The organism is Psychrobacter sp. H25 (assembly GCF_059076335.1).
In genome coordinates this window covers 1490626-1509340 of the sequence record NZ_JCACRV010000001.1, presented here as the reverse complement: position 1 = coordinate 1509340, position 18715 = coordinate 1490626, and the positions used below count along the sequence as shown (strand labels likewise).

At 43.7% G+C, this 18715-nt stretch carries 15 protein-coding genes; 11 read left to right on the top strand and 4 right to left on the bottom strand.

Annotated features, from left to right (window positions below):
• Nucleotides 1-20 precede the first annotated feature (20 nt).
• Nucleotides 21-794 carry an ABC transporter permease gene (locus AC5JPO_RS06060; protein ID WP_319051792.1) on the top strand — a complete coding sequence of 258 codons (774 nt, stop codon included), beginning with the start codon at nucleotides 21-23 and terminating at the stop codon, nucleotides 792-794.
• Nucleotides 795-883: 89 nt separating this feature from the next.
• A complete protein-coding gene (queF, locus tag AC5JPO_RS06055; protein WP_493853534.1) occupies nucleotides 884-1768 on the top strand; it encodes an NADPH-dependent 7-cyano-7-deazaguanine reductase QueF in 885 nt (294 codons plus the stop codon).
• Between the two features lie 100 nt (nucleotides 1769-1868).
• On the opposite strand, the gene AC5JPO_RS06050 is transcribed toward queF, so the two are convergent.
• Nucleotides 1869-3587 carry a proline--tRNA ligase gene (locus AC5JPO_RS06050; protein ID WP_493853533.1) on the bottom strand — a complete coding sequence of 573 codons (1719 nt, stop codon included), beginning with the start codon at nucleotides 3585-3587 and terminating at the stop codon, nucleotides 1869-1871.
• 578 nt (nucleotides 3588-4165) lie between these two features.
• Here AC5JPO_RS06050 and AC5JPO_RS06045 point away from each other — a divergent pair.
• Nucleotides 4166-4906 (top strand): DUF4230 domain-containing protein, encoded by a 741-nt coding sequence (locus AC5JPO_RS06045; RefSeq protein ID WP_493853532.1) that lies wholly within the window; start codon nucleotides 4166-4168, stop codon nucleotides 4904-4906.
• A gap of 40 nt (nucleotides 4907-4946) precedes the next feature.
• On the opposite strand, the gene AC5JPO_RS06040 is transcribed toward AC5JPO_RS06045, so the two are convergent.
• Complete coding sequence (locus AC5JPO_RS06040) at nucleotides 4947-6569, bottom strand: cryptochrome/photolyase family protein (protein ID WP_493853531.1); 1623 nt, start codon at nucleotides 6567-6569, stop codon at nucleotides 4947-4949.
• A 248-nt stretch (nucleotides 6570-6817) separates the two neighbouring features.
• Between AC5JPO_RS06040 and AC5JPO_RS06035 the strand changes: the two genes are divergently transcribed.
• The 8 genes from AC5JPO_RS06035 (at nucleotide 6818) to AC5JPO_RS06000 (ending at nucleotide 16317) form a co-directional block, all read left to right on the top strand.
• Complete coding sequence (locus tag AC5JPO_RS06035) at nucleotides 6818-7504, top strand: phosphoribosylanthranilate isomerase (protein ID WP_493854016.1); 687 nt, start codon at nucleotides 6818-6820, stop codon at nucleotides 7502-7504.
• Nucleotides 7505-7634: 130 nt separating this feature from the next.
• Nucleotides 7635-8909 (top strand): tryptophan synthase subunit beta, encoded by a 1275-nt coding sequence (gene trpB, locus AC5JPO_RS06030; RefSeq protein WP_493853530.1) that lies wholly within the window; start codon nucleotides 7635-7637, stop codon nucleotides 8907-8909.
• 5 nt (nucleotides 8910-8914) lie between these two features.
• Nucleotides 8915-10336: a PIN-like domain-containing protein gene (locus AC5JPO_RS06025; RefSeq protein ID WP_493853529.1), complete on the top strand. Its 1422-nt coding sequence runs from the start codon at nucleotides 8915-8917 to the stop codon at nucleotides 10334-10336.
• Nucleotides 10337-10345: 9 nt separating this feature from the next.
• On the top strand, nucleotides 10346-11170 hold the full coding sequence (gene trpA / locus AC5JPO_RS06020) for a tryptophan synthase subunit alpha (protein WP_493853528.1): 825 nt from the start codon (nucleotides 10346-10348) through the stop codon (nucleotides 11168-11170).
• Between the two features lie 396 nt (nucleotides 11171-11566).
• A complete protein-coding gene (gene accD, locus AC5JPO_RS06015; protein WP_493854015.1) occupies nucleotides 11567-12511 on the top strand; it encodes an acetyl-CoA carboxylase, carboxyltransferase subunit beta in 945 nt (314 codons plus the stop codon).
• Between the two features lie 181 nt (nucleotides 12512-12692).
• Complete coding sequence (locus AC5JPO_RS06010; RefSeq protein ID WP_493853527.1) at nucleotides 12693-14051, top strand: bifunctional folylpolyglutamate synthase/dihydrofolate synthase; 1359 nt, start codon at nucleotides 12693-12695, stop codon at nucleotides 14049-14051.
• Between the two features lie 248 nt (nucleotides 14052-14299).
• Complete coding sequence (locus tag AC5JPO_RS06005; RefSeq protein WP_493854014.1) at nucleotides 14300-15481, top strand: LysM peptidoglycan-binding domain-containing protein; 1182 nt, start codon at nucleotides 14300-14302, stop codon at nucleotides 15479-15481.
• A 302-nt stretch (nucleotides 15482-15783) separates the two neighbouring features.
• Nucleotides 15784-16317, top strand: coding sequence for a DUF2726 domain-containing protein (locus AC5JPO_RS06000; protein ID WP_493853526.1), 534 nt, complete (start codon nucleotides 15784-15786; stop codon nucleotides 16315-16317).
• A 148-nt stretch (nucleotides 16318-16465) separates the two neighbouring features.
• Here AC5JPO_RS06000 and AC5JPO_RS05995 read toward each other — a convergent pair whose 3' ends face one another.
• Both AC5JPO_RS05995 and AC5JPO_RS05990 read right to left on the bottom strand, forming a co-directional pair.
• Nucleotides 16466-17431, bottom strand: coding sequence for a DUF1853 family protein (locus AC5JPO_RS05995; RefSeq protein WP_493853525.1), 966 nt, complete (start codon nucleotides 17429-17431; stop codon nucleotides 16466-16468).
• Between the two features lie 383 nt (nucleotides 17432-17814).
• On the bottom strand, nucleotides 17815-18660 hold the full coding sequence (locus AC5JPO_RS05990; RefSeq protein ID WP_493853524.1) for a hypothetical protein: 846 nt from the start codon (nucleotides 18658-18660) through the stop codon (nucleotides 17815-17817).
• Between the last annotated feature and the right edge of the window lie 55 nt (nucleotides 18661-18715).

The window sequence follows — 18715 nt, the reverse complement described above, 5'->3', positions numbered from 1 at the left end:
TAACCGATCATAATAAAACCATGTCATTGAGCAAAAAGTGGATTGCGTTTCGTACGATATGGTTCAAAGAAGTACGCCGCATTTTGCGTATTTGGCCGCAGACGTTACTACCGCCAGTGATCACGATGAGTCTGTACTTTGTCATCTTTGGTAAGATGATTGGCTCGCGTGTGGGTGAGATGGGTGGCGTACCATACATGCAGTTTATCGTACCTGGTTTGATCATGATGTCGATCATTACCAACAGTTACTCGAACGTGGTGTCGAGCTTTTTTAGTGCCAAGTTCACATCTAGTATTGAAGAGTTATTGGTATCGCCTGTATCCAAACATGCCATTTTGATGGGTTATATCAGCGGTGGTATCTTTCGCGGACTGGCTATTGGGGTCATTGTTTCGATAGTGGCGTTATTCTTTACAGATCTTGGTATCGAGCACTTATTTGTAACGGTGTTTACGGTGCTTGGCACGTCGATTTTGTTCTCACTAGGCGGTTTTATCAATGCGGTATTTGCGCGCTCATTTGACGATATCTCTATCATACCGAGTTTTGTATTGACCCCATTGACCTATCTTGGTGGTGTATTTTATTCGATGGAGAATCTATCACCTTTTTGGCAAAATGTCTCGCTACTGAATCCTATCGTGTACATGGTCAACTCATTCCGCTACGGGATTCTTGGCTATTCTGATGTCAATGTCTGGTATTCGATGGCAGCGATTTTTGTATTCTGCGCAATATTCTATACGATTGCTTATCGCTTACTAAGCAACGGTTCGCGCGTGCGCTTGTAGTATGTATGATGCAAAAGGGTAGTACAGATACTATCCACTGAATGTATTAGTTATAGCAAGTTTTTAACAGTTCAATATTAGGAAGACAGATGAGTATCCACGGTATCTTGGGTGAGCAAACCACAGACTATCCTACTGAGTATAGTCCAGAGACGCTATATCCTATTGCACGTAGTATGGGACGTGATGCGATTGGCTGGCAGGATGATAAATTAACGGTTGGTGTGGATTGGTGGCAGGCGTTTGAGATGTCTTGGTTAAATACACAAGGAATTTCACAAGTGGCGATTGCACGCTTTGGTATCCCTGCCAGCTCGCCCTTTATCGTAGAGTCAAAGTCGCTTAAGTTGTATTTGAATAGTATTAACTTTACTGAGTTTGCTAGCTGGAATGATGTACAGACGTTGATTGCCAAAGATTTGTCAGCCTGTCTGCAAGCTGACGTACAGGTAGAGCTATTTGGCTTGAATGACGACTTGAATGACAAAGCCACAGGATTGCTGATTGCTCAGCCTGAAGGGATTTGTATTGATGATGCTCTCGCGAATAGTAGTGAAAAAGTAACGTTAACTGAGCATCCTGATGCGTCATTGCTGAGTACTAACGAAGTAGAGGCGAGCGGTGAAAGCATGGCAAATGATGGTACGCAGCCGTATACTTTTTATTCCAATCTACTGCGTAGTAATTGTCCAGTGACCAATCAGCCAGACTGGGGCACTTTGGCGGTGTCCATAACGACTGACAAGACTTTTAATAATGCTAATATGCTGCGTTATATATTGAGCTTTCGTCAACACAATGGTTTTCATGAGCAGTGTGTTGAGCAGATATTTGCTGACCTGAGTCAGCACTATCAGCCAAGCGAGTTGATGGTTCGCGCATGGTATACGCGCCGCGGCGGTATCGATATCAATCCTTTCCGTGTGAGCGATATTAGCCTATTACCTAAGCCTAGTCGTTTGATTCGTCAGTAACGCTAGCACTACTAGGGCTAGAGTATGAACCATGCTAAGCCAACAAAAAAGCGCCTATCTCATAAGATAGGCGCTTTTTTTATCGTTCTTATTGATACTGCTATTTGCCGGTTACTTTTGCCATGACTTCTTCGCGACTTAGCATCTGTTTTTCAGCTTCGCGGCGGTTGACGTACTCGTACTTGTCTTCTGCAAGGTTACGATCTGAGACGACAATACGGTGCGGAATACCAATCAACTCAAGATCAGCAAACTTGACGCCTGGACGCTCGTTACGATCGTCGAGCAGCACGTTGATACCTTGAGACTTCAGCTCTTCGTACAATGCCGTTGCTGTTTGCATAACGGTTTCTTCTTTTGACTTCATCGGTATGATAGCGACTTCGAAAGGTGCGATTGAGTCATCAACCGTTGGCGTTTTTGGCCACATGATGCCATTGTCATCGTTGTTCTGTTCGATTGCAGCAGCGATGATACGACTGACGCCAATACCGTAGCAACCCATCATGAGAGTCACAGGCTTGCCGTCTTCGCCAGAGACCGTGCAATTCATCGCTTGTGAGTACTTATCACCCAATTGGAAGATATGACCCACTTCGATACCGCGTTTGATTTTTAGGCTACCTTTACCATCAGGAGAAGGGTCACCTTCTTGCACATTGCGTACATCAACGACACGCGTGATGCTGGCGTCGCGTTCCCAGTTCATGCCGATAGTGTGCTTATTGATTTCGTTGGCACCGCAGACAAAATCTGACAATGCTGCTGCTGAGCGATCAACGAATACTGGCATATCTAAATTGACGCCGATATAGCCTTTATGCAGACCCGCTGCCTTTAGCTCTTCGTCAGAGGCGAGCGTTAGTGGAACGTTGGCTTCTTCAATCTTTTCAGCCTTGATCGTATTGAGCTGATGATCGCCACGTAGCACAACAGCGATTAGCTGTGGCTCATCGTTTTCGGTATGACCGTGTACGATTAATGTTTTGACCGTGTTTTCTAATGGGATGTCTAAGTGCTCAGCGACCATCTTACAAGTGGTCATCTTTTCTGTTAGTACGTCTTCACGATCCATGCTAGGTGTCTGACGCTCAGCGGTGCTGACAGATTCAGCCAGCTCGACGTTGGCTGCATAATCAGAAGAGTCTGAGAAAGCAATATCATCTTCGCCGCTATCTGCCAATACATGAAACTCATGTGAGGCAAACCCGCCAATAGAGCCTGTGTCTGCTTGTACCGCACGGAAATCTAAACCCAGACGGGTGAAGATACGGGTATAAGCGTCATACATGTCATCATAAGTTTTGGCCAATGAGGTTTGATCCACATGAAATGAATAGGCATCTTTCATGGTGAACTCGCGTGCACGCATCACACCGAAGCGCGGACGAATCTCATCACGGAATTTGTTTTGAATCTGAAAGAAACTTATCGGCAGTTGCTTGTAGCTACGCAGCTCACCTTGTGCGAGGTTGGTGATGACTTCTTCATGCGTTGGACCCAGCACAAAGTCGCGATCATGACGGTCTTTGAAACGCAGTAGCTCAGGACCATAATCATCAAAACGTCCAGTCGTCTGCCAAAGCTCAGCTGGCTGAGTCATTGGCATCAGTACTTCTTGCGCCCCAATATTTTGCATCTCTTCACGAACAATACGTTCGACCTTTTGCAAGATGCGCAAACCCATAGGCAACCAAATATATAACCCAGAAGCGATCTTACGGATAAGACCAGCACGCACCATCAATTGGCTTGAGGCGATGTCAGCATCACTTGGGGTTTCTTTTAGTGTAGCAAATAAAAATTGACTGGCTTTCATAAATAAAGCGTAACCTTATCAACGATAAAAAAATAAGAAATAGTAGGATGTTGAGCGTATGGCTAATCGTTTCGTTGCCGCCGCAAGCTTACCTTTATTACTTAGCAATAATCTAGGGTATTTCCTAGTTACTGATATGCTCATGTAAAAGCACATTAGTAAAAACCACTCTTGTAATAGAGCGGCAAATTTAGACTGATATATCACGATGTCGAAATGCAAAGTAGTCATGATAAATACTCAGGTCAAAACCCGAGAAGCACACTTATGCTGACATTTTATACATACAGTCTGACTATGTTAGGTAAAGTTAGCCTAAGACGCAATGACTTTTTGTCTTTTCAGACCGAACGCTACGCAAAGGCTCTGATAACAGCCAAATAATTAAGTTATCCCTATGATTTTATGGCAAACCGTAAGACACTTTGTAGACAGCTCCGCCAGATATTATGTAGAGGATTGGTAGTCGTTACTTGAATTTACTGCACAATAGTCGCATTTATACCGTGAGCACTTGCTTTGGCTCTACAGCACCATTGGTCTTATAAGAACGATGCAATACTATAAAGGGAACCTCTATGAACAGTCCTGATACCAATCATACCAATGGCACCGATCAATCAGTCAAGAAACCTATTGCTACGATGTCTTGGGTGATACTACTCATTGGCTTGGCTGCAATCGTTTTTGCTATTTATAGTGCACAAAACGTGACAGAAGAAGAGCCAATAGAGACCATCACACGAGAGGGCGTGGTGACACAAATTCAGCAGCTCAACCGATTACATACCGTTGCGTTTAGTGTGGATACCGTGATTACCAGTGAGCGACCAGGCAGCTGGATGAAGCTGTGGCAAGATGAACAAAAAGCATTGTTTATCGCTCATGGGCGCGTAGAGGCAGGGGTTGATCTGAGCGCGCTAACACCTGAGATGGTGCAAGTGGTACAGCCTGCTCCAGCTAATACGGATGAAGAGAAAGTCGCTGATCCTAACTCATCAGCTGCCACTATGCCCCAAATCAATATTACCTTACCACCTACAGAGATATTTTCGGTATATTTGGATGACATCGAGATTTATGACTGGCAGACCGGTGCTTTTGGCATGATGCAAGTCGATCCTAAGATACTGGATGAAGCACAGCGTATGGCAAAAGCAGAGGTGCTAGAGCGTGCTTGTAGAGGCGACGTGATGAATATGGCGCTGCAAAACGCCCAAACGCAATTGCAGCAGCTATTTACATTGACTGGTGCTATTGTGACGGTGACCACGCAGGGTGCAGGCGCCTGTCAGTTGCCCGCAATTACGAATGGCTAGACTGTTGGTTGTTTTCTTAAACTTAAACTTCTTTTTAAACTTAAGCCTCTTTCTTGAATTCAGCGATAGCCAGTTTTCGGACTGATTTGTGTTCGACCATTGGCGCAGGGTAATCAACATCGGCAAACTCCCCATCCTTTGACAGTGCTTTACGCATCTTGTCCTCATTATGCAGGGTGCTCGCAGGGATATCTTTTAGTTCCGGTAGCCATGTTTTGATAAACAATGCTTTTTTGTCATGCGTACTGCCTTGACTAAAAGGATTCATAATACGGAAGTAGGGCGCTGAGTCAGTACCTGTTGACGCGCTCCACTGCCAGCCACCATTATTAGACGCAAAGTCACCATCGATGAGCTGCTGCATAAAGTAGCGCTCACCTAAGCGCCAATCAATCAATAAGTCCTTGGTCAAAAACATCGCTGTGACCATGCGCAATCGGTTGTGCATAAATCCAGTCGCATTTAAGCAGCGCATCGCCGCATCAACGAGTGGCACACCGGTCATGCCGGTATACCATGATTCAAACTCATCTTCATCGTATGACCAACTGACTTTGGTGTCGGTGTCTTCTTTGTAGGCTTTATGACGAATGAGGTTTGGTTTGTCGACCAGCACATGACGATAAAAGTCGCGCCACGCCAGCTCACTTATCCAGCGGTTGATATCTTCATTGTCACCATCATTGCCATGCAGTTTTTCTTGGGCTTTGCTTGCTTGTAGATAGCAGAATCTAGGGCTGATAGAGCCTATAGTGAGATAAGCCGATAGCTGGCTGGTAGCATGCAGATGTGGTACATCACGGCTGACATCATAATCATTGATATCATCAGCGACAAACGTCTCTACACGCTGGCAAGCAGCAGATTCGCCTGCAGGATAGGCGTCTCTTGTGGCAGTCAATTGTGCTTCCATATCGATATGCGCTAATGAATCTCCTTTCTCTAGCGTCTTTTGATAATCACTGAGTATTTTTTTACTGAGTGTTTCGATATCGTCGATTGTAGTAGCTATACTCTTTGATGACTTTAGATTGAGTTTATCATCGCAATCAACCGCTGCTGCGTCATGCATTTGGATGGTGCTCACGTCCAAGGTATGTCGCCATTTCTTATAAAACGGCGTGAAGACCTTATACATACTGTCACCGTCATTGGTCGTAATGCTCAGTGGCGGTAAAATACATTGATCATGCCAGCGGACGAACTCGATATCGTCTTTTGCAAGCTGGTCGCTTATTTGCTCATCACGATTGATCTCATTACCCTCATACTCATGATTGGCCATAATGCAGCTGATATTGTTGTCATTGCATAAGCTTGTCAGAGTATCTATACAGTCAGAGAAACTAGGGCATAACTGTACAATCAAGGTGATATTGAGTTTTGATTGCAAGTCCTTCGCTAGATTAGGCAAGGTGCGGATAATATGATCGACTTGGACAAGAGAAGTGTCATGCTCTTGCCACTGCTCAGGTGTCAAAAAAAACACAGCAGATACTGATGCATTGTCCTCATTAGCGCGTTCGCACAGCGCTGCCAATGCGGTATTATCATGAAGGCGTAGGTCCCGACGAAACCACATTAAGTAATGCAACGGACTATCGCTACTGCTACTGTCGCTATTCTTATTATTGCTACCACTGTTGTTAGTAGTCTTAGACATCAAAGTATCCCTATATTAATCAATCGCAATCATAAACAAAACTGGTGATAAAAGTATGCTAGGATAAGTTTTTGGATGCAATGGCTTTGCCGTTTGAGTAACAAATCATCATCATATCTAACGATTTACCTTTAGCTCAAACCTATCTGATACCGTTATAATCAGTGTCATGCTTAGGAAGATGAAGTCTCAAAAGATAAGCAGTTCTAAAGAAATCATCAGTCTTAAGAAAGAAAAAGTACCAAAAAATCAAAGGTCACGACATGCATGTTAAGTTTTGCGGGTTTACTCAGCTTAGTGATATTCAGACGGCGGCACAGTTAGGTGCTGACGCGGTCGGTTTGGTGTTTTATCCGCCAAGTCCGCGTGCGGTCACGATGGAGCAAGCACAAACTCTAAGCGCTGCCGTACCTGCTTTTGTGAGCGTTGTGGCGTTAGTGGTCAATATGTCTACAGATGAGCTGATCGAACTGGCAAATACTGTACCCTTTGATATCATTCAGTTCCACGGCGATGAGACGCCTGAGCAATGCGCGCAGCTGGCAAGTATGGTCAATAAACGCTGGATTAAAGCGCTGCGTATCAATGCAGAAGCAGATACACCCGATAGCGTTCGTGCTCAGATCGCACAGTTTGCTAGCGCAGGTGCCAGTAGTATTTTGTTAGATGCTTATCATCAGGCGGCATACGGCGGTACAGGGCAGCGCTTTGACTGGAGTCTTATTCCACAAGACAGCACGCTGCCAGTTGTATTGGCTGGTGGTCTCGATGCGCAGAACGTGGCAGAAACCTCTAATCTACCTATCTATGGCGTCGATGTCAGTGGCGGTATCGAGAGTGACAAGGGCAAAAAAGACGCTGCCAAAATGCGTGCCTTTATGAAAGCCGTCAAGCGTGACCGATGGCAAAATGAAACGGTCACTGACGTCGCTTAAGTTTTTTATGATAGGTGATTTTCTATATATAATAGGCTTATCTGATCGTTATTCCGATCTTTCTGTTCGAATCTTATTTTTCCCTTTATATTTATTATAAAAAATACCACTTATTACAGTAGGAATTATCATGAGTCATGTCGCTAATAAAGATTTATCTGATACAGCACAGTCTGTAAACACCTTTACCAATCCTGAAAATGTACAGGACTTTAACCAGTATCCCGACGTACGTGGACACTTTGGCGTACATGGTGGTCGTTTTGTCTCTGAGACGCTAATGGCTGCCTTAGAGGAGCTAGAGACCCTCTATACCAAAGTAAAAGCAGATCCAGCGTTTTGGGAAGAGTATCACAACGATTTGGTCAATTATGTCGGCCGTCCAACACCGCTATATCATGCCAAGCGTTTGAGCGATGAGATTGGTGGAGCGCAAATTTACTTTAAGCGTGAGGATCTCAACCATACAGGTGCGCATAAAGTAAATAACACGATCGGTCAGGCATTGCTTGCCAAAATGTGCGGCAAAAAACGTATCATCGCCGAAACTGGTGCAGGACAGCATGGTGTCGCAACGGCGACGATTGCAGCACGCCTAGGACTAGAATGTATCGTCTATATGGGTGCTGACGATGTTGAGCGTCAAAAGATGAACGTCTATCGTATGCGTTTGCTTGGTGCGACAGTTGTGCCTGTGACATCTGGCTCACGTACGCTCAAAGACGCAATGAACGAAGCCATGCGTGACTGGGTAACTAATGTCGATAGCACGTATTATATTATCGGTACGGTGGCAGGTCCGCACCCTTATCCGCTATTGGTGCGTGATTTCCAAGCGATTATTGGTAAAGAAGCCCGTATCCAGCATTTAGAAAAAACAGGCAAGCTTCCTGATGCATTGGTCGCTTGTGTGGGTGGTGGCTCAAACGCTATTGGTCTGTTCTTTGATTTCCTCAATGACACCGATGTCAAAATGTATGGCGTCGAAGCCACGGGCGATGGTATCGAATCAGGTCGCCATTCTGCGCCATTGGCAGCGGGTCGTATCGGTGTATTACATGGCAACCGCACCTACCTAATGGCAGATGATGATGGTCAGATTCAGGAGACACATTCCATCTCAGCAGGTCTTGATTATCCTGGCGTTGGCCCTGAGCACAGCTTCCTAAAAGACATGAAGCGTGTTGAGTATGTCGGCTGTACTGACAAAGAAGCGCTAGAAGGCTTCCATGAAGCCACGCGTAAAGAAGGTATCATACCTGCGCTTGAGACTGCTCATGCCGTCGCTTATGCATTGAAACTGGCTAAAACCATGACCCCTGATCAGACGATCGTCGTTAATATGTCAGGTCGCGGTGACAAAGATTTGCATTCAGTGATGAAGGCGGAAGGAATTGAGCTGTAGTAGTTATGGAAAGTTTATTTAAAGGCTATTATCAACCAACGCCTGAGCAGTTTAAGGAACTATGGGAAGAAGGTACGTTTGTATTTGATACAAACGTACTTCTCAACCTATACCGCTATAAGATAGAGTCAAGAGATGAAGTTCTTAATATTATTCAACAGATAGAAAATAGAGTTTGGATACCTTACCAAGTAGGTCTAGAGTTCCATAGAAATAGACTGACCGTGCTAGGTGAGCAGAACTCAAGTTTATCAACTATTAAAAATTCTATTAGAGATTCTATAAGTAGTATTGAAAAAAAATGCAAAGATCTAGATTTAGATAAGAGACATAGTGAGATTAAAACCTCAACCTTCATTGAAAGGTTCAGAGAGTTGTCTGACAGTGTTATTAACGAGCTAGATGAGATTAAGGCTAAAAAACTGACTAATGACATCGATGAAGATGTGGTTCTAACTGAATTAACGAAATTATTTAATGTCAGTAAGGGAAGTTTAGGTTCTCCTCCTAAAGACCAAAAGGTCTTGGAAAGTATATATAAGGATGGAGAATTTAGAGCAAAGAATAAGATTCCACCAAGCTTTGAAGATATTTTGGAAGCTCAAAAGAAAAAAAGTGATGAAGAGTATTATGCTTTTGAAGGACTCAACTATAAGAAAGGTTATGGTGATCTTATCGTTTGGAAACAGATAATTGAGTTTGCTCGTGAAAATCAAAAGAAAAACATTATCTTTGTTACTGATGATACGAAAGAAGATTGGATGCGAATCATAAATTCACATGGCAAAAAGACTATAGGTGCTAGACCGGAGTTGGTATCCGAAATATTCAAAGAAGCAGGTGTTGAAAATTTCTATATCTATCATACTAGAAGTTTCTTAGACTATTCTAAAGAATACCTCGAAACTGATATTCAAGATGAAACCATCAAGGATATTCAAAGTATTTTTGTAAAATCATCTATTAATAGCAACATCCAAAAAAAGGTAGAAGGTTTTCATATACGTAAGCAGGTCGTCAGATGGTTAGAAGAAAATTACTTTCATGTTGAAGAAAGTAATCAAGAGTATTTCTATGACTTTTTAACTGTAGACGATTGGGAAAGAGAAGAATTAGTAAGCCTAGAGTACTTGAGCGAAACTGGCTATAAATTATTGGAAAATTCGATCCTTAAAAAGTTGCAAATTATGTCTAGCCAGCTTGACGTTTGCAATAGGATTAATTTTGTTCTGATAGTTCCTACCTTTGAACGTCAGCATTTAGATATAGAGATTATAACTTCCCATCTGGGGGATTTTATTAATCAGAAGCTTAAGCCAAAAATTATATTTAAGTATTCAAATATTAATGTTCTGCTCACACTTGTTTGTACTTCTGAAAGCGATAAAAATATTAGAAAACTATTTCAATATGAATTTAATAATTAAGAGACCACTATGACCAGAATTGAAAGTACCTTTGAAACCTTAAAATCACAAAATAAAAAAGCCTTGATTCCTTATGTAATGGCAGGCGATCCTAATCCTGCAACCACTGTCGGTCTGTTACATGACTTGGTCAAGCACGGTGCAGACATGATCGAAGTTGGCTTACCGTTCTCTGACCCAATGGCAGATGGTCCAACCGTTGCGCTGGCTGGCGAGCGTGCATTAGCCGCCGGTACCAGTACCCGTGATGCGCTCAAGATGGTAGCAGAGTTCCGTCAAACCGATACGCAAACGCCGATTATCCTAATGGGTTATCTCAACCCTGTGGAGATCATCGGCTATGACAACTTTGTGGCGCTATGCGAGCAGTCAGGCGTTGATGGTTTATTAATGGTAGATTTGCCACCAGCCGAGGCGGGCAGCTTTACTCAGCATCTAACTGACCATGCGATGAATGAGATTTTCTTACTATCGCCAACGACTTTGCCTGAGCGCCGTGAACAGGTATTGACTCATTGTGGTGGCTATATTTATTATGTGTCGCTAAAAGGCGTGACGGGTTCAGCCACCCTAGATACAGATGATGTTGCAACTCAAGTACAAGCAATCAAAGCAGAAACAGACTTACCAGTATGCGTCGGTTTCGGTATCCGTGATGGTGCCTCTGCAAAAGCAATCGGTACTCATGCAGATGGTGTTATCGTCGGTAGTGCATTGGTACAGAACTTTGCCGATATTGATGCTAACGACACCGCGGCAGTTGCCAATGCCCAGCAGAAAATCATGGAAAAAATGGATGAGCTACGTAGTGCGCTAGACAGTTTAAGTGCTTAGTAGCTATTGTTTTAGTATTGCTGTTATTTGAAGAAATAGTTATTTGAAACGGCAAAGTCAAATCGCAGCCACTGTTTTTTTACAGACTTTACTCAAGTGCTTTACGTGAAGACAATGCTAAATGACTTTGCTAAATAATGACTTTGCTAAATTTAGTTTACGAGTGTAAACTAACATGATTATTATATGGCGTCTGATAGTAGTTTATTGTGAGTGATTATCCTCATAATTGCATCGTCTATCAAAAAGCATACCGCCAGAGTACCGACATATTAGCTTAACATCTGATATGTCGCATAACTGCTCATGTTGTGACTGGGTTTGACGCTTTGTTTAGACGACCATTACACTCTCAATGACAAGCCAATGAGCAAACTTGTCAATAAGCCTTTTATGATGGCAAATAATATGACTGATACAATAACAAAATCTGAAAACAATACTGCTAACGCTGAGCCAAATAACACAGGCAAGCAGTCATGGTTCAATCGTCCTATCCCAGGTATCAAGCAGCAACTGACTGCACCACTGACGGCGGTAGAGACTGAGCCGTCAACTAAGTGCAGTAACTGTCACTCGATGATTACTAATACAGCACTAATTTTTAACTGTTATGTGTGCCCGCATTGTGATCATCATCTACCAATGAGTGCTCGTGAGCGCTTAAACTGGTTACTTGACCAAGTAGATGGTGAGACTGGTCAAGAGTTCACGGCAAAAGACCCGTTGAGCTTTGTGGACAGTAAGCCGTATCCTGCACGTATGAGTGAAGCACAAGAAAAAACAGGTGAGTCTGAAGCGCTGGTTGCTATGTATGGCAAACTGCGTAATCTTGATATCGTCGCTTGTGCCTTTGACTTTCGCTTTATGGGTGGCTCGATGGGATCGGTCGTCGGTGATCGGTTTGTCCAAGCTGCCGAAAAGGCGCTAGAGCAAAAGATACCTTTGGTTTGTTTTGCAGCCTCGGGCGGTGCGCGTATGCAAGAGGGTCTATTGTCATTGATGCAAATGGCACGTACAGCTGCCGCGATTGAACGTCTAAAAATTGCTGGTATTCCGTATATTGTGGTATTGACCAATCCTGTCTACGGTGGCGTAACGGCGTCGCTTGCGATGCTGGGTGATATCCACTTGGCAGAACCAAAAGCGATGATCGGCTTTGCTGGTAAGCGTGTGATTGAGCAGACCGTACGCGAGACATTAGAAGAGCCATTCCAGCGTGCTGAGTTCTTGTTAGAGCATGGCGTGGTAGATGAAGTGGTACATCGTCACCAATTGATTGATACGATCTATCGCTTGCTCGCAAAACTATGCCACGTACCCAATGTAGATGCTCAGTAGCATGAATGGCTTAGTAGTCTGAGCCATTTATTGAGTGCATAACAGTATAGCTGCGTGCTACTATCTACAGCATATGCAAGACCCCTAATAGCATTTATCGTCATTGCACGGTAAATGCTATTTTTGGTTTTAGCCAACACATATAGTTTATCTCTTATCAAATTTTATATAGGTTTTATTCATGTCTGATTTTTCAGCGTCTGATCTTAGTAGCCTCAATGAAAAAGTCGGTTTGGCCAGCTTGACCGAATGGCTAAACTATATGCAGCAAATACATGTGTCTGCGATAGATATGGGACTGTCACGCGTATTGCCTGTCGCCGAAGCGCTAGGCGTAGTACAGTCAGCCAAAGATGATGCTTATGTCTTCACTGTCGCAGGCACCAACGGCAAAGGCTCTACGACCGCTGTCATCGCTGAAATGTGTAAAGCCGCAGGTTATAAGACAGCGCTATACCAGTCACCACATCTAAGCGTCTTCAACGAGCGCGTGCGTATCAATGGCGAAATGGTCAGCGACGAGACATTGATCCACGTATTTAGCAAGGTTGAGTCAGCTCGCTTAGCGTGCGGCTTGACCTTGTCGTTCTTTGAGATGACAACGCTTGCAGCACTGCTGATATTTGCTGAGGCTGACTGTGATGTTTGGGTGTTAGAGGTAGGGCTCGGCGGCAGACTCGATGTCGTCAATATCATCGATCCTGATATGGCGGTGATTACCAATATTGGTATCGATCATGTCGACTGGCTAGGTGACAACGTCGAAGACATTGGACGCGAAAAAGCAGGTATCTTACGACAAGGCATCCCTCTGATTTATGGGGCTACAGAAATGCCGTCTAGCGTGCAGCATGCTATCGATGAGAAACAGGCGACTTGTTATCAGATTGGACAAGATTTTAGTTATCGAGACATCAGTGTCGATATGTGGCAATACAGCAATGCCGCTGTCACCTTGCAATTACCTCGTCCTGCACTATCTTTGACCAATACGGCCAATGCCCTATCGGCAGTGCTTGCAAGCCCGCTAGAGGTTGATACCAACGCTATTGAGCACGCACTACATACGGTTAAACTGGCTGGGCGCTTTGACTATCGTGAAAGTCATGACCGCCATTGGTTGTTTGATGTGGCGCACAATGAGCAAGGCGTTGAGTTCTTAATCGCGCAGTTGCTACCGTTTTGGCAGCAGCATGTGGCAAAACACAGCAGCCAAACTGATAAAGGTATGCCAAAGATAAACATGCTGTTCTCTATGCTGGGTGATAAAGACATTGATATGGTGGTGCAGCGTCTGACTCAAGTAGGTCTACCGATTAGTGATTGGTATCTGGCTGAGATTGACTATCCACGTGCTGCGAGCACTGAGCAGCTAGAGGGTGTGTTGGTTAAGTATATTGATAGCGGCACCATTCATGAGTGCGATGGTTTGCACGCAGCGACTCATGCAGTGATAGAGGCTAGCCAACCGCAAGACCTCATTGTAGTATGTGGCTCGTTTCATACCATTGGCGAGGCATTGAGTGCACTTACCGTATGATAATTTAAGTTAAAATCACGCCAGTTTAATGTTAATCTTAGTCGTAGCCTGATAGCAGACAGCACAAAAAATATGCTTTATAATCAAAATGATTTGCAAGACTGGTAGGCTATAGTCGGCATAGCTCTTGAACACTAATGGCATTAACTGGCGGCAAGCGATACTGTCTTGTATCAGTGATACTATTGCTACAGGACAGTCAGAGCACCGCTCAATCAACCTTATCACCAACTAAGAGACGTAAACGGATGAACTTTTCGAGACAAGCCTTATTGGGCATTGGGATGATTCTAGGCGGTAGCGTGATGCTATACGCCATGGTGCAGCAGATCGGTGAGAGCAATCAGCCACAGCCTGCAACCGCGATGATAGAAAAGCCAAGTGTTGAAGAGGAGGCGCCGCAGCCGCTAACAACGGATATTGAGACAGAAAAACGTATTCTTGCGCAAAAGCAAAAAGAACGGGCTGCACGTGTCGCAGAGCAAGAAAAGCGTGCAAAAGAGTTTTTGACTGAGCAAGAAGTTGCTGAAGCAGAAGCACTAGCCAAAGCCCGTGCTGAGAGTCAGCAGTATGTGCAGAACATTGCTGCGACAAGTGAGCAGACCGATGAATCAGCAGATGCAACCAACACGCAAAGTAATGCGACAAGCAAAGAAGTACAGGACGCTGATAAACTGATCAAAGCCGCGGACGATGCAGTAAAAGAAGCACAGGCGAAAAAGCAGCAAGAGGCTCAAGAGCAAGCCGCAGCCAAAAAACTGGCAGATAGTAAAAAAGAAGCAGAAGCAAAGAGACAGGCTGAAGCTAAAAAACAAGCTGAGGTGCAAGCAGCCGCTGAAAAAAAGCGGGAAGCAGCCGAAGCGGCTAAAAACGAACCACCAAAATCGCCCTCTGATTATCAAGTAAAAAAAGGTGATGGACTGATTAAACTGGCAAGGCAGTACAATATGCCTGTCGAAGTATTGGCTCAAGCAAATAATATCTCACCATCGACCTCACTGCAGCTGGGTCAAGAAATCACTATACCATCTCGTAGCCAAGTACAACGTCTAGAGCGTGAAGCGGTAGCAGCTGAGCAGGCGCGTGAGAAGAAGCGCGAACAAGAAGAAGCGCTTGCGAAGAAATCTGCCGACGCCAAACGTGACGCCCAGCAAAAACTTAGCGAAGCGCGTAAAGAAGTGAAAGAGACCGATGCCAAAGGTAGCTTTGGGGTACAAGTGGCATTAGCGGATAACCAAGCTAAAGCAGACCAATTAGCGAAAACATTCCAATCCGCAGGCTATCAAGTAAAGACCAGCCCTACCAGTCGCGGCGTACGTGTTGTCGTCGGTCCTGAGCGCGGCAAAGTTGCAGCATTGGCACTAAAAGACAAGATCAATAGCGATCCGAATGTCAACACGACGAGTGCTTGGGTACTATATTGGCGTTAAGCCACAGACTAAAAGGTTTGGTAATAGAGCTGTTTGAATAAATGAAATACGCTCCACGATGCTAATCTAATATGTGCTGGTCTAATATCTACTGATTTATTAAAACACGACATCTACTGTCGTGTTTTTTGTTTTATTGTTTGCCGATTGAGGTAAGCTTGGGTACGATGAGCACCATTTTATTATTTGTCTTTGTATAACTTGTCAGCCTATATAGGTTGCCGCGTTGTGATCTGTCAGTCATCGATGCCTTTTGATGCAAATGACTGACAGATCATATTCATATTGTATAAGGTAAAACCATGTCATTTGGTGTTATATTTTTAATATTGGCCGTTGGGTTTTTAGGGCTGATTACATTACCGAAACTGTCAGCCAGACGACGCCCAGTTGCTGAGCCTGACCCAAAGCCTGTGCGCGGTGATGAGCTGGCCATCTGGCCATTTGCACCGATGCCGATCATGACAGATACCGAGGTCATATTTTTTAATAAATTAAGAAATGCACTGCCTGAGTATCATATATTCGTACAAGTTCAGCTGTCACGAATCATTGAAGCCAATAGTGATGAGACATCTGAGCGCAGCTTTTGGTTCAATCGTATCTGTCGTCAGAGTGTTGATTATGTGATTGTAGACGTCGATGCTCAGACCACGCTGCTTGCTATTGAGCTGGATGACTGGACTCACAATAGTAAAGCGCGGCAAAAAGCCGATGACAAAAAAGACAAAGCCCTTGCGAGCGCAGGTATCGCTATTGTCCGTTTTCACGCTGAGCGTATGCCGAGTGCCGATATGCTGAGATATGAGCTGATGCAAGTCATCGAGAGTTATTAAGCCGTTCATTAGATAGATCTGACGCTTGAAACAACATTGTTATTTAAGCCATGCCGTCCAAATCATGTTCCTTATTACAGTGCTGTTTGAGCTATAGCCTCTAATCTATCTAAGCTAACTAAGTTGGTTTATCAATTTAATCTGGGTTTTATTCTAATTCTGTGTCTGAGTTCAGCCGTCTTGAGTAAATGACGATGGGTCTATCACCCTCAAAGTACAAACCTGTCTTAGGTAACTCGCTATCTGACCAACCTAGCTGCTGCTTACGGTCATTGTAAAAGCTGCGCTGAGTAAACCACTCAATGTAATGCGCAGCTCGCAATGCAGTGGTGTCAATCGTAGCAAGACCTGCCTTGTCTCTCTTGTCACACCATTCATGTATTGGAAAGCTAGGTGTAAGCCACAAAGGCCACTCATAATCGCCAAGGTCAGTGGTATTAATCGGTAAAAAGAATCGTCCTTTTATCACACCATAGCGCTTATCTATTTTGACTTGCCCTTGATCTTCGGTATCTACCCACACCGCTCGAAACTGCTTAGTCTGCATGTGCGTCATCTTACGCTGTAGATTATCGTTGGAGTTGATCCCCACCCAGTTCTCAGGTTCAAACGGTGCTGAGCCCATAAAGAATTTAATCGCCAGTTCCCAATGTTCGACCAGATTCTCTGCATGATTGTATAAAATCAAATCAAGCTCACCGACCGTCTGCTTACCATTATACAGCTGCACATTATTCGCCAGTGTCTCATACGGATGTAGGTTACGCGCATAGCCATCCTCTAACCAAAATGACAGTAACCCTTCAAAATGAAACCCCAAGCGATTGGGACTAGGACGCTTGAGTAAATAGCGGGTCAACTCTTGATAGGCGACAGTGGTGTCTAACTCTGTGAGTCGCTGCTCATACGCCTCAAACTGCGTCTGCCAAAATTGTGCGCTATGTACTGAAACAGCATGTGTGCTCTCATGCGGCGCAAAATCTAGCCACTGTGTCAAAACATTGGGACACGCCAGTACATAAGCCAAATCGCGCACATAAGGTCGGCGGTAACGCTCCCAAGGTGCGTTATCTATGAGGCGGGTAGATGTGGGCTGATTGACAGGATCGGACATAAGATAAACCAGTGTAAGGGGTAGCATTTACCCTAACGGCTCGCTCTATAAAAGTCTATAGATGACAAGTATCTGCTAGGGTAGTGCTCAGTCTCTTGGCGCTAAAATATGATATTAATGTGATGGATATGAATGCTGATATCAGGCGGTGATAGCAAGTAAGGTAGAAGGATGCTAACTATTGCTTTAAGTATTGGTAGTAGCCATTTTGATAAGTGACTAGGTGCGTTATGCGGTGATTGGTTTTGCTGGCCCATGCTTATAGCTCCATGTTGTGTATTGAGCCGTAAAGGTATTTTACAGCTTACATGGTCTATGTTAGTGGGTGTAGGTTCTAGGGTCATTGCAAGCTGCAAGATCAAAATTGCAAATTACAAAACCTTTCAGATTTTGTTTGCCTTAGCAAATATTCCATTAATAGTTCTTTCGCTCAAAGTTTTGATGTTCATATCAGCTATGTGATTAACAAGCATGCTTTGTGTTGGTTGCTTGCCAGCATTTGCATTGTCTTTATTCACAAATAAGCTTTCAGTTATTTCACTGTTCAATAATAGTCCTTTCATAGTATTGATTAGCTGATAAACGCTTGCTTGCGTTATATCATCTTGAGTAATAGCTGATTGAGATTGTAGGGTCTTATTTAATGAGTCTATTTCATTACGCTGGCTGTAATAAACTTCTGTGGCTTTTTCTAAGCGTGCTTCTAAAGCTTCATTTTTAGCTAATAAAGCTGAATAGTCGTCATGTGTAATTGGCTTTAGCTTATGAATATCAATATCAGAAAATAACGTTTTAGGCATATCATCAGCATGGTATTCTGCAATAAATTCTTTTAAATCATTAATTTTTATAGTACGTCGATCAGGGCTTATATGACCTATGCCACCACTCATATAATTAGCTACTTCTCTTTCTTTTTCACCATTTATATAATCTCCTTTGTCACCATCCCTGCCCATTTTCAATTTACCATCATCAAAAGCTTGATGCAGTAATACGCATCTAGGTTCAACACACTGAACATATGGATGCTTCATAGTATTTCTTGATAAAGCATTCCCATCTCCTTTAGGCTTACATTGAGCTAACTCAATAGCTAAATCGCTTCTAGGAATACCACACCATAAAATAGCTGCTTCTGGTACGGTTAAATAGTCAAAATTGTTTTTAATATTATCGCAATTATTAAATTGTGAATAATATCTAGCATCTTTATAAACACCTTGCATATATTATATCTCCACACACCCCTAAATCAGATTAAGTACAAGACACTATCAGCCT

Excerpts from the sequence above, each read along its gene's own strand:
- AC5JPO_RS05995 (WP_493853525.1), bottom strand. The coding sequence starts at position 17,431 with ATGTCCGATCCTGTCAATCAGCCCACATCTACCCGCCTCATAGATAAC.
- AC5JPO_RS06060 (WP_319051792.1), top strand. The coding sequence starts at position 21 with ATGTCATTGAGCAAAAAGTGGATTGCGTTTCGTACGATATGGTTCAAA.
- AC5JPO_RS05990 (WP_493853524.1), bottom strand. The coding sequence starts at position 18,660 with ATGCAAGGTGTTTATAAAGATGCTAGATATTATTCACAATTTAATAAT.
- AC5JPO_RS06050 (WP_493853533.1), bottom strand. The coding sequence starts at position 3,587 with ATGAAAGCCAGTCAATTTTTATTTGCTACACTAAAAGAAACCCCAAGT.
- AC5JPO_RS06040 (WP_493853531.1), bottom strand. The coding sequence starts at position 6,569 with ATGTCTAAGACTACTAACAACAGTGGTAGCAATAATAAGAATAGCGAC.
- AC5JPO_RS06000 (WP_493853526.1), top strand. The coding sequence starts at position 15,784 with ATGTCATTTGGTGTTATATTTTTAATATTGGCCGTTGGGTTTTTAGGG.
- accD (WP_493854015.1), top strand. The coding sequence starts at position 11,567 with ATGGCAAATAATATGACTGATACAATAACAAAATCTGAAAACAATACT.
- queF (WP_493853534.1), top strand. The coding sequence starts at position 884 with ATGAGTATCCACGGTATCTTGGGTGAGCAAACCACAGACTATCCTACT.
- trpA (WP_493853528.1), top strand. The coding sequence starts at position 10,346 with ATGACCAGAATTGAAAGTACCTTTGAAACCTTAAAATCACAAAATAAA.
- trpB (WP_493853530.1), top strand. The coding sequence starts at position 7,635 with ATGAGTCATGTCGCTAATAAAGATTTATCTGATACAGCACAGTCTGTA.
- AC5JPO_RS06045 (WP_493853532.1), top strand. The coding sequence starts at position 4,166 with ATGAACAGTCCTGATACCAATCATACCAATGGCACCGATCAATCAGTC.
- AC5JPO_RS06005 (WP_493854014.1), top strand. The coding sequence starts at position 14,300 with ATGAACTTTTCGAGACAAGCCTTATTGGGCATTGGGATGATTCTAGGC.
- AC5JPO_RS06010 (WP_493853527.1), top strand. The coding sequence starts at position 12,693 with ATGTCTGATTTTTCAGCGTCTGATCTTAGTAGCCTCAATGAAAAAGTC.
- AC5JPO_RS06025 (WP_493853529.1), top strand. The coding sequence starts at position 8,915 with ATGGAAAGTTTATTTAAAGGCTATTATCAACCAACGCCTGAGCAGTTT.